This is a genomic window from Cryobacterium sp. TMT1-2-1 (assembly GCF_004403955.1).
GTDB classification, from domain to species: Bacteria; Actinomycetota; Actinomycetes; order Actinomycetales; family Microbacteriaceae; genus Cryobacterium; species Cryobacterium psychrotolerans.
Genome location: NZ_SOHC01000044.1, coordinates 72,776 through 83,433, shown reverse-complemented (window position 1 = coordinate 83,433; position 10,658 = coordinate 72,776). Strand labels below are relative to the sequence as shown.

Genomic DNA, 10,658 nt, shown 5'->3' with positions numbered 1-10,658 from the left:
TTCAATCCGAGCCCACTGGTCATCGGTCAGGAGAGCAGTACGCGACATTCCTCCACCCTCCCAAACGAATCACGATTCGATTAGGAGACACGCCCTAGCCCCGTTCCTCCCCGCGAAACCGCAGTTGTGCGCGAAATAACGCCCTCATAACGAGCACAAGTGCGTTTTCGCGGGGGGAGTCGCGGGGAGGAACGGGGGGTCAGGCGACCCGGCGGCCCGTCGGGAGGCGGCGCGCGGGGGTGATCGTGCGGCGCCAGGCCCAGAGCAGCGCCCCGACGGCCAGGGCCAGGTGGATGCCCAGCCCGACGAACCAGGACGGCACCGCGCCGTCGTAGGTCTCGCGCGGCGTCGGGGGCTGTTCTTCGGCGGTGACGTCGTATTCGCCCGTCGAATCGCACCACGGCGACTCGGTCTGCAGGTCGGGCGCGGCCTGCGCCTGGCGCACCGAGACCGCGATCCAGCCGAACAGGTCCTGGGGGTTGCCGGCGGCGTCGAAAACGCCGGGGGACGCATCCGCCAGGACGACGTAGGGGTTCGCGGCGAGCACCCACCAGTAGTAGTCGAAGCGGGGGACTTCCCTCGTGGTCGTCGGGTCGGGGCACTCGCTGCTCGCCGGGGACGTCGTGGCCTCTGACCGGGTGGCCGTGCCGAGCAGGGCGAACGAGATCAGCGTGCCGACGCTCAGCGCGGCGACGATCAGGTAGGTGACGACGATCGAGAACAGCGGGCGGGTGACGATGCCGGAGAGCCCGACGCCGACTGCGGCGATGACTCCGAGCTCGACGGCGAGTACGAGCACGGAAACGGCAATCGTGCCGAGCGAGACCTCGCCGAGGGCGACCGCGAAGAGCAGGAACGGAACCGCGGCCGCGAGGAAGGCGAGCGCCGTGATCCAGGCCGCGACGAACTTGCCGAGCACGAGTTGGCCCGTGCTGATCAGGGTGACCTGGGTCGTGGCGAGCGTGCCGATGTCGCGGTCGCCGTTGATGGCGTTGCCGCTCAGCGCGGGCGAGACGAGCGTGCCGAGCAGCAGCACGAAGAGGATGACGGTCGAGAAGACTCCGCCGCCGCCGGTCTCCCAGGCGGTCGTCGAGAGCCAGAGCAGGATCGTGACCGCCGCGACGAGGAGCATGAAGATGCCGAGCAGCACGTACCAGGCGACTCCTCGCACGCGCTGGCGCAGCTCGAGCGTGGCGATGAGCCAGATTCCGGCGACGACGTCGCGCACTCGTCCGCGGCCGGAAGCGCCACCGGCAGCGGGGCCCGGTGTCGGGCGGGGTGCGTCGGTGAGTGTGCGGCTCATGCGGATGCCCCGTCCTGGAGCGCCGGTCGATTGAGGCCCTCGAACGTGTGCTCGAGATCGCCCACCGCCGGGCCGAAGGCGGTCACCGGCACTCCCGCGGTGACGAGCCGGGCCAGCAGCTCGGCCGCGGCGGCCTCGCTCGAGACCTGCACGAGCGTGCCGAGGTGGTCCGTGTCGGCGGCGGCTCCGGCGGCTCGGAGGGCGCCGCCCAGCGCGTTCGGGTCGAGCGAACGGATCCGCCAGGACCGGGCGCCGGCGCCGGCCTGGGCGATGCGCTCGGCGCTGGCAGTGACGCCGTCGGCGAGGTACACCGCGGCATCCGCCATTTCGTCGAGTTCGGCGAGCACGTGGCTGGAGACGAGGATGGCCGTTCCCTCGCCGGCGAGACGCCGCACGAGTTCGCGGAGCGCCACCCGGGCGGCCGGGTCGAGGCCGGATGCCGGTTCGTCGAGCAGCAGCACGGAGGGGGAGTGCACGAGGGCGCGGGCCAGGCTCAGCCGCTGCTTCTGCCCACGGCTGAGCACGCGGGACGGCCGGTCGGCGAGGGCCTCCAAACCGGTCAGGCCGATCAGCTCGGTCGCGCGCGCGGCAGCGGCGGGCCGCGTCATCCGGTACATCCGCCCGGTCACCTCGAGGGAGGCGCGCACGCTCAGGCTGGGCCAGGAGCCGAGCACGTCGGGCATCCAGCCCATCGCGGCGCGCACGGCCTGCGGGTCGGTCACCGGGTCGTGGCCGGCGATCGTGATGGTTCCGGTGTCGGGGGCGAGCAGGCTGGCGAGCATGAGCAGCAGCGTCGTCTTGCCGGCGCCGTTGGGCCCGATCAGGGCGGTCACCGAGCCCGGTGGCACGGTGAGAGTGGCGTCCCGCACCGCGTGCACGCTGCCGAACGAGCGGCTCACCCCCGTGACCGATATTCCCTGCGGTGCACTGTGCTCCAGGTGTGCGTGCCCCATGTGTGCGTGCCCCATGTGTGCCTGCTCCATCGTTGCCCCCTCCGGCTGTGCCCGAAGTCTAGGGGGATGTCGCGCGGTAGCGGGGGATGCCGGGGGCCGGTACCGTCGAACCATGAGCGAGACTTCCTTCAACGAACTTCTGTCCACCCAGATCGGCAACGAGTTTGCCGCGTCGCAGCAGTACATCGCGATCGCGGTGTGGTTCGACAACGAGGACCTGCCTCAGCTGGCCGCGCACTTCTACCGCCAGTCGATCGAAGAGCGCAACCACGCCATGATGCTCGTGCAGTACCGCCTGGACCGCGACCTCGGCGTCGAGATCCCCGGCATCCCGGCCGTGCGCAATTCCTTCGCCAACGCGGTCGAGCCGATCGCGCTGGCCCTGGCCCAGGAGAGGCAGGTGACGAGCCAGATCGAGGCACTGTTCCGGGCGGCCCGGGCCGACGGTGACGCCCTCGGCGAGCAGGCGATGCTGTGGTTCCTCAAGGAGCAGGTCGAGGAGATCGCCTCGATGTCGACCCTGTTGACGATCGCGCAGCGCGCCGGCGACAACCTCTTCGACATCGAGAACTACATCGCCCGCGAGACAGTCGGCTCGGCCGCCGTCGAAGCGGACGCCCCCGGATCCGCCGGCGGCGCCCTCTAACCCCTCCGCACCCCCGCGAAACTGCAGTTGTGCGCGCTAAAACGCGTTCATAACGCGCACGAGTGCGTTTTCGCGGGGAGGGGAGGGCGACCTGACAGAATCGGGGGTATGGCTTCCTCCGTTAATCCTCCGCGCGGCATGCGCGATTTCCTCCCTCGGGAGAAGGCCGCCCGCGAGCACGCGCTGGGCGTGATCCGGCAGAGCTTCGCCGCCCACGGGTTCGACGAGATCGAAACCCCGGTGATGGAGGACTCCGCCCTGCTGCACTCGGGGCTGGGCGGCGACAACGAGAAGCTCGCCTTCGCCGTGCTGAAGCGGGGCCTCGGGCCGGCGGATGCCGCGGCCGCCGCCGCCTCGGGCGACCTGCTCGCCCTGGCCGACCTCGGCCTCCGCTTCGACCTCACCGTGCCGCTGGCCCGGTTCTACGCGACCCACCGCGCCGAACTGCCCGCCGTGTTCCGGGCGATCCAGATCGCCCCGGTCTGGCGCGCCGAACGCCCGCAGAAGGGCCGCTACCGCCAGTTCGTGCAGTGCGACATCGACATCATCGGCGAGGCCGGCCCGCTGGCCGAGATCGAGTTGATCACGGCCACGGCAGCGGCCCTCGACGCCCTCGGCCTGGCCGGCTGCTCGGTGCGCATCAACGACCGCCGCATCCTCACCACGCTGCTCGGGCACTGGGGCGTGCCGCCCGAGCGGAACGAGCGCGCCCTGATCACCATCGACAAGCTCGACAAGATCGGCGTCGACGGCGTCGTGGCCGAACTCGCCGGCCTGGGCCTCGCAACCGAGGGCATCGCCGACACCCTGCGCGCCATCGGCTCGGCCGGCTGGGACCTCACCGAAGCCGATGGCGCCCCAGCGCCCGCCTGGCTCGACGCCGCAGCCTACGCCGACCTGCGTGCGCTCCGGGCCGCCCTCCCGGGAGTCGAAATCGTCTTCGACCCGACCCTCGTGCGCGGGATGGGCTACTACACCGGCACCATCTTCGAGATCGCCCACCCCGACCTGGGCTATTCGCTCGGCGGCGGCGGCCGCTACGACGGCATGATCGGCCGCTTCCTCGGCACGGATGTCCCCGCCTGCGGTTTCTCGATCGGCTTCGAACGCATCGTCGACCTGCTCGGCGCCGACGAGGCATCCGCCGCGAACGCCGTCGTGCTCGTGCACGAGAAGGACGCCGACCCGGCGCGGCTGGTCGCTCTGAAGTCCGCCCTCGTCGAGGGCGGGCTGCGCGTTCGCCTCGAGCGGCGCACGAAGAACCTCAAGGCGCTGCTCGACCGGGCGGGCGAGGCCGGCTACAGCCGGTTCGCGTTCGTCACAGCCGAGACCGTCGACGCCTCATCGCTCGACTTCAAATCCCTCGCTTAGGGCGCATTCACTAGACTGTTCAGGGATTCCCCCGAGGTTTTCCTCACGCCCCCACACCCCAAGCACAGGAGACAATTGTGGCACTCATTGAGGCAGTAGACGCACGCGAGATCCTCGATTCCCGAGGCAACCCGACCATCGAGGTCGAGGTGTACCTGGAGGACGGCACGATCAGCCGCGCCGCCGTTCCGTCCGGCGCATCCACCGGCGCCTTCGAGGCCTACGAGCTGCGCGACGAAGACCCGAAGCGTTACCAGGGCAAGGGCGTGCTGCAGGCCGTCGACGCCGTCATCGACGAACTCGGCCCGGCGATCGAAGACCTCGACGCCAGCGACCAGCGCATCATCGACGCCGTGCTCACCCAGATGGACGGCACCGAGAACAAGGAGCGCCTCGGCGCTAACGCCATCCTCGGCGTGAGCCTGGCCGTCGCCAAGGCGGCCGCCAGCTCGAGCGGGCTGCCCCTCTTCCGCTACCTCGGCGGCCCGAACGCGCACACGTTGCCGGTTCCCCTGATGAACATCATCAACGGCGGCTCGCACGCCGACAACGATGTCGACATCCAGGAATTCATGATCGTCCCGATCGGCGCCGAGTCGTTCAGCGAGGCCCTCCGCTGGGGCGTCGAGACCTACCACGCGCTCAAGGCGCTGCTCAAGTCGAAGGGGCTCTCTACCGGCCTCGGCGACGAGGGCGGCTTCGCCCCGAACCTGCCGAGCAACCGCGCGGCCCTCGACCTCATCGTCGAAGCGATCACCAACGCCGGCTACACGCCCGGCACCGACATCGCCCTGGCCCTCGACTGCGCGGCGACCGAGTTCTTCAGGGACGGCGCGTACCACTTCGAGGGCAAGAAGCTCTCGGCCCAGGAGCTCGTCGGCTACTACGCCGAACTGGTCGAGGCCTACCCGCTCGTCTCGATCGAAGACCCGCTCGAGGAAGAGGACTGGGACGGCTGGGTGCACCTCACCGCCGAGCTCGGCGACAAGGTGCAGATCGTCGGCGACGACCTGTTCGTCACGAACCCGGTGCGTCTGGCGCGCGGCCTCAAGGAGAAGGCCGCGAACTCGATCCTGGTCAAGGTGAACCAGATCGGCACGCTGACCGAGACGCTGGATGCCGTGGCCCTGGCCCAGCGCGCCGGCTACACCGCGATCCTGTCCCACCGCTCCGGCGAGACCGAAGACACCACGATCGCCGACCTCGCCGTCGCGACCGACGCCGGCCAGATCAAGACCGGAGCGCCTGCCCGGAGCGAGCGCGTGGCTAAGTACAATCAGTTGCTGAGGATTGAAGAAGAGCTGGGTGAGGCCGCCGTGTACGCGGGGCGCTCGGCATTCCCGCGCTTCAGCGCCTAGTTCGACCGGGGCTCGGGGCGCGTGGGTCAGCCCGCCGCTTCGAGCCCCGTTTCGGTTTGATTGCACGCCCAGCGAAAGGAGGTGCCCGTGGAGAGGACCCGTACCCCGCGGCAGCCCGCCGCCGGCCGGGCGGACACGCCCGTGGGCGGCTGGATCCGCGGCATCCGCAACTCGGGGTTCTCCTTGGTGATGATGGGGATCCTCGTGCTCGCCGTCGTCGTGCTCGCCCCGAGCCTGCGCACCTACGGGGAACAGCGCCAGGAGATCGACCGGCTGAAGGCGGCCGTCACCGATCAGCAGGACACCGTCGACCACCTGAAGTCGGAACGCGAGCGCTGGAACGACCGCACGTTCATCACGACCCAGGCCCGCGAGCGGCTCTCCTACGTACTGCCCGGCGACATCAGCTTCCTCGTGATCAATGACCTGAAGCTCCCGGTGACCGGCCGGGGCGGCGACACGCCTGTCAGCACCGACATCCAATCGACCGACGTCGACTGGCTCACATCCGTCTTCGCTTCGGTCATGACCGCAGGCCTGGCGCCGGAGGAGGCATCCCCATGACCAGACCGCCCTTCGGGCCCGTGACGGCGGAGGACATTGCCACCGTCTCCGCGCAGCTGGGCCGCCCGGCCCGGGACGTCGTCGGCATTGCCGCGCGCTGCGTTTGCGGCGCCCCGACCGTCGTGGCAACCGCGCCCCGGCTGGGCGACGGCACGCCGTTCCCCACCCTCTACTACCTGTGCCACCCGGCGGCGACGGCGGCCGTCTCATTCCTCGAGGCCACCCAGGTGATGAACGAGTACAACGAGCTGCTCGCCGAAGACGACGAGGTGCGCGCCCGCTACCAGGCGGCGCACGAGAGCTTCCTCGCCGACCGTGAATCCCTCGGGTCCGTTCCGGAGATCGCCGGGATTTCCTCCGGCGGCATGCCCACCCGGGTCAAGTGCCTGCACGCCCTCGTCGCGCACTCGCTGGCCGCGGGGCCCGGCGTCAACCCCATCGGCGACCTCGCCCTGGCACGCTCGGCCTGGACGCCCAGCGTGTGCGAATGCCTCGACTACAGCGCACAGGGCCCGGCGGGGGCATGAGCAGCGCCTGGCGCCGACTGGGCGCCGGCGTCGCCGTTGGCCTCGCCGTCGCCGGGCTGGGACTCGCCCCGGTGCTCGTCGATTCGACGCCCGCGCGCGCCGACCAGGTTCGCGACCTGGAGTACTGGCTGAACGACTACGGCTTCACCCAGGCCTGGGCCACCAGCAAGGGCGCCGGGGTCAAGGTCGCCATCATCGACACCGGCGTCGCCGGCGGCGTGGCGGACCTGGCCGGCGCGGTCGTGGGCGGCACGGATGTCTCGGGCCTCGGCACGCCGAACGGCCAGACTCCCGTGGGCGAGGGCAGCGAACACGGCACCCTCGTCGCCTCGCTGCTCGCGGGCCGGGGGACCGGCACCGACGCGGGCATCATCGGCGTGGCCCCGGAGGCATCGATCCTGAGCGTTTCGCTCGCGTTCGGCTCGAGCGGCGCCACGGTGAGCAACGACGACCAGATTGCCGAGGGCATCCGCTGGGCCGTCGACAACGGTGCCTCCGTGATCAACATGTCGCTGACCCGGAACACGCTCGACTGGCCGGAGAGCTGGGACTCGGCGTTCCTGTATGCCTTCGAGCACGACGTCGTTGTCGTGGCCGCCGCCGGCAACCGTGGCAGCGGTACAACCGAGGTCGGGGCTCCGGCGACGATCCCCGGCGTGCTCGCGGTCGCCGGGGTGAACCGCAATAAGACGGCGAGCTTCGACGCCTCCTCGCAGGGCATCACCATCTCGGTTGCCGCGCCCAGCGAGAAGCTGGTGGGCGCCGTGCCGGCGGGCGGCTATGTGCAGTGGAGCGGGACGAGCGCCGCGGCGCCCATCGTCTCCGGCCTGGTCGCACTCGTACGCTCCGCCTACCCGGAGCTCGACGCCGCCGGGGTCATGAACCGCATCATCGCGACGGCGGATCCGAACGGCCGCGAGGTCCCGAGCCCGATCTACGGCAACGGACTGATCAACGCGGCCGCGGCGGTCACGGCAACCGTCCCCGCCGCCGCGGGGCCGACGCCGACCGCCCTCCTCAAGGACTGGATCCACCTGCACCGGCGCGCCGACACCACGCCGACGCCGACGCCCACTCCGACCGCGGCAGCGTCGATCCAGCCGAGGGAAGATCCCTCCCTGCCCCCGTGGAACAAGGCCGCGGTCTGGCTGCCGAACCAGCACACTCTGACCTATGTCAGCATCCCGCTCGCCGTCCTCCTGGGGTTTGGTATCCTAGTAACGCTGTTCGGCACAGGGGCCACTCGGCATTTCAGGCGGATTCGACGCGAGTCGTAGGTTTTCGCACATCCAGGATTATGTAGGAGGCCTTTTCATCGTGCCCAGAATTCTCATCGTCGGTGGCGGCTACGCCGGGTTTTACACCGCATGGAAGCTTGAGAAGTGGCTGCGTGCCGGCGAGGCAGAGGTCACCGTCGTTGACCCGCTCCCGTACATGACGTACCAGCCGTTCCTCCCCGAGGTCGCGGCCGGCTCGATCGAGCCCCGCCACTCCGTGGTCGCACACCGCCGTCACCTCAAGAAGACGACCGTGATCACGGCCAAGGTCACCAACGTGAACCACGCAACGAAGTCAGCGACGATCACCCCGGCGGTCGGTGAGCCGTGGGAGTTCGAGTACGACCACGTGGTCGTGACCGCCGGCGCCGTGTCGCGCACCTTCCCGATCCCGGGTGTCGCCGACCAGGCGATCGGCCTCAAGACGATCGAAGAGGCCGTCGCCATCCGCGACCGCGTGCTCACTAACTTCGACAAGGCGGCGCAGCTGCCCGCCGGGCCCGAGCGCGACCGCTTGCTCACCTTCGTCGTCATCGGCGGCGGTTTCGCCGGCATCGAGGTCTTCGCCGAGCTGCGTTCGTTTGCCAGCTCGCTGCTCAAGTCGTACCCGCAGATCAGCTTCGAGGAGACGCACTTCCACCTGATCGAGGCGATGGGCCGGATCATGCCCGAGGTCTCCCTGGAGACCAGCCACTGGGTGATCAAGAACCTGTCCCAGCGCGGCGCGGAGATCCACCTGGACACCCAGCTCACCTCCGCCGTCGGCGGCAAGATCGAACTGTCCACCGGGGAGAGCTTCGAAACCGACCTGATCGTCTGGACCGCCGGAGTGATGGCCAACCCGGCCATCGTGCGCCACACGGACCTTCCGATCGAGGAACGCGGCCGCCTGCAGGTGCGCACCGACTTGCGCGTCGGCACCGAGGACGTCATCATCGAGGGCGCCTGGGGCGCCGGCGACGTCAGCGCGGTCCCCGACCTCAGTGGTGGGGGAGTCGGCGGCTTCTGCGTGCCCAACGCCCAGCACGCCGTGCGCCAGGGCAAGCTGCTGGCGAAGAACCTCGTCGCCACCATCCGCGGCGAGGGCACCAAGGAATACCTGCACAAGAACTTGGGCGCCGTCGCCGGTCTCGGCATCGGCCACGGTGTCTTCCAGTCGGGCAACCTTGCGATCAAGGGCCTGCCGGCCTGGTTCGCCCACCGCGGCTACCACGGCCTCGCGATGCCGAGCTGGGAGCGCAAGATCCGCGTCGTCTGGGGCTGGGTGAACAACTTCTTCCTCGGCCGCGACATCGTCTCGCTGAGCGCCGTGCAGGACCCCCGCGCGGTCTTCGAAGAGTACGCCGCTCGTCCGAAGCCGCCGGCCGCCGCAGCACCCGCCGCGGCACCCGCCGTCGAAGCCAAGGCCCCGCGCGCGCCTCGCAAGGTCGCAGCGAAGGCAGCTCCGAAGAAGGATGCCGCCCAGACCGTCGCGGACAAGCGCGAGGCGGCGGCCGTCTCTGCCAAGTAAGGTTCCGGGCCTGCCGAGAGGCAGGGTCACCAGAAGGGTCGGTGCGTGAGCGCCGACCCTTCTGCGTACCCCCGGCGAGTGCGCCCCGTCCGCGCGCACCCCCTACGCTTGAGACGTCCGAGATCACTCGAACGCGCCCCCGTAGCCCAATCGGCAGAGGCAGACGACTTAAAATCGTCACAGTCTGGGTTCGAGTCCCAGCGGGGGCACACGGTGTCAGCCGAGGCGGTCCAGGTAGCGCAGGATGATCCCCTCGCGCAGCGCCCACGGCGACACCTCGAGCTCGTCCACGCCGAACGCGGCCATGGCCTCGCCGAGCACGATGCCGCCGGCGACGATCTGGAAGGTGCGGTCGGCCGTGATGCCGGGCAGCGCCGGCCGGGCCTCGGCGGGGATCCGGGCCAGCCGCGGCACCCAGTTGGCGAGCTGCGAGCGGGTGAGGAGCATCCGTTCGCCGGCGCCGGACCCCGACACCGTGCCGGCCAGCCGCGCGAGGGAGCGGATCGTCTTCGACGAACCGACAACGTGGTGGGGTGCGGGCCGTCCGGCAAAGCCCGCGACGGCATCCGCGAGCACGGCGGCAGCATGCTCGCGCAGCGCCTTGACCTGGTCCGGCAGCGGCGGGTCGTTATGCAGGAAGGCGATGGTGGAGCGGCCTGCACCGATGGGCAGCGAGATTGCCGACCGCGGGTACTCGTCCGCCCCTGAGGCGATTTCGAGCGAACCCCCGCCGATGTCGAAGAGCAGGATCTCCCGGGCCGACCAGCCGTACCACCGCCGCACCGCGAGGAAGGTGAGGCGGGCTTCGTCCTCGCCCGACAGAACCTGCAGCGCGACCCCGGTCTCCCGCTCGACCCGGGCGAGCAGCTCGGGCCCGTTGGTGGCCTCGCGGAGCGCCGAGGTCGCAAAGGGAAGCAGCTCGTCGATGCCGTGGGTGCGGGCGACCTCGGCGGCGTTCCGAACGGCGGAGAGCACGGCGGCGACGCCCTCGTCGGTGATCGCGCCCTCCGGCGTGAGGTAGCGCATCAACCGCAGAACGGCCTTCTCCGAGGCCATCGGCACGGGAGGGGCACCGGCCCGGGCGTCGACAACGAGCAGATGGACGGTATTGGAACCGACGTCGAGGACTCCCAGGCGCACCTTTCGACC

At 70.2% G+C, this 10,658-nt stretch carries 10 protein-coding genes and 1 tRNA gene; 8 read left to right on the top strand and 3 right to left on the bottom strand.

The features are described from left to right. Positions 1–199: 199 nt before the first annotated feature. Both E3T33_RS08040 and E3T33_RS08035 read right to left on the bottom strand, forming a co-directional pair. The gene (locus E3T33_RS08040; protein ID WP_241982871.1) at positions 200–1,303 is read right to left on the bottom strand and encodes an ABC transporter permease; all 1,104 of its coding nucleotides are present in this window, start codon (positions 1,301–1,303) and stop codon (positions 200–202) included. Beyond that, entirely contained in the window at positions 1,300–2,271 is a 972-nt protein-coding gene (locus E3T33_RS08035) for an ABC transporter ATP-binding protein (protein ID WP_241982870.1), read from the bottom strand. The genes E3T33_RS08040 and E3T33_RS08035 overlap by 4 nt, the downstream gene beginning before the upstream one ends. Before the next feature lie 97 nt (positions 2,272–2,368). Here E3T33_RS08035 and E3T33_RS08030 point away from each other — a divergent pair, with 97 nt between their 5' ends. From E3T33_RS08030 to E3T33_RS07995, 8 genes are all read left to right on the top strand, one after another. Beyond that, a complete protein-coding gene (locus tag E3T33_RS08030) occupies positions 2,369–2,902 on the top strand; it encodes a ferritin (RefSeq protein ID WP_092321239.1) in 534 nt (177 codons plus the stop codon). Positions 2,903–3,010: 108 nt separating this feature from the next. Beyond that, positions 3,011–4,273, top strand: coding sequence for a histidine--tRNA ligase (gene hisS, locus E3T33_RS08025; protein WP_092321240.1), 1,263 nt, complete (start codon positions 3,011–3,013; stop codon positions 4,271–4,273). Between the two features lie 77 nt (positions 4,274–4,350). Next, positions 4,351–5,631, top strand: a complete 1,281-nt coding sequence (gene eno / locus E3T33_RS08020; RefSeq protein WP_092321241.1) for a phosphopyruvate hydratase — start codon at positions 4,351–4,353, stop codon at positions 5,629–5,631. 87 nt (positions 5,632–5,718) lie between these two features. Beyond that, the gene (locus tag E3T33_RS08015; protein ID WP_092321242.1) at positions 5,719–6,195 is read left to right on the top strand and encodes a septum formation initiator family protein; all 477 of its coding nucleotides are present in this window, start codon (positions 5,719–5,721) and stop codon (positions 6,193–6,195) included. Further along, a complete protein-coding gene (locus tag E3T33_RS08010; RefSeq protein WP_092321243.1) occupies positions 6,192–6,722 on the top strand; it encodes a DUF501 domain-containing protein in 531 nt (176 codons plus the stop codon). The genes E3T33_RS08015 and E3T33_RS08010 overlap by 4 nt, the downstream gene beginning before the upstream one ends. Then, on the top strand, positions 6,719–7,999 hold the full coding sequence (locus E3T33_RS08005) for a S8 family serine peptidase (protein ID WP_134575095.1): 1,281 nt from the start codon (positions 6,719–6,721) through the stop codon (positions 7,997–7,999). The genes E3T33_RS08010 and E3T33_RS08005 overlap by 4 nt, the downstream gene beginning before the upstream one ends. Positions 8,000–8,039: 40 nt before the next feature. Further along, a complete protein-coding gene (locus E3T33_RS08000) occupies positions 8,040–9,509 on the top strand; it encodes an FAD-dependent oxidoreductase (RefSeq protein ID WP_092321245.1) in 1,470 nt (489 codons plus the stop codon). A 135-nt stretch (positions 9,510–9,644) separates the two neighbouring features. Further along, a tRNA-Leu gene (locus tag E3T33_RS07995) sits at positions 9,645–9,718 on the top strand. 7 nt (positions 9,719–9,725) lie between these two features. Here the strand turns inward: E3T33_RS07995 and E3T33_RS07990 are convergent. Next, positions 9,726–10,649 carry a Ppx/GppA phosphatase family protein gene (locus tag E3T33_RS07990; RefSeq protein WP_092321246.1) on the bottom strand — a complete coding sequence of 308 codons (924 nt, stop codon included), beginning with the start codon at positions 10,647–10,649 and terminating at the stop codon, positions 9,726–9,728. Positions 10,650–10,658: the final 9 nt, after the last annotated feature.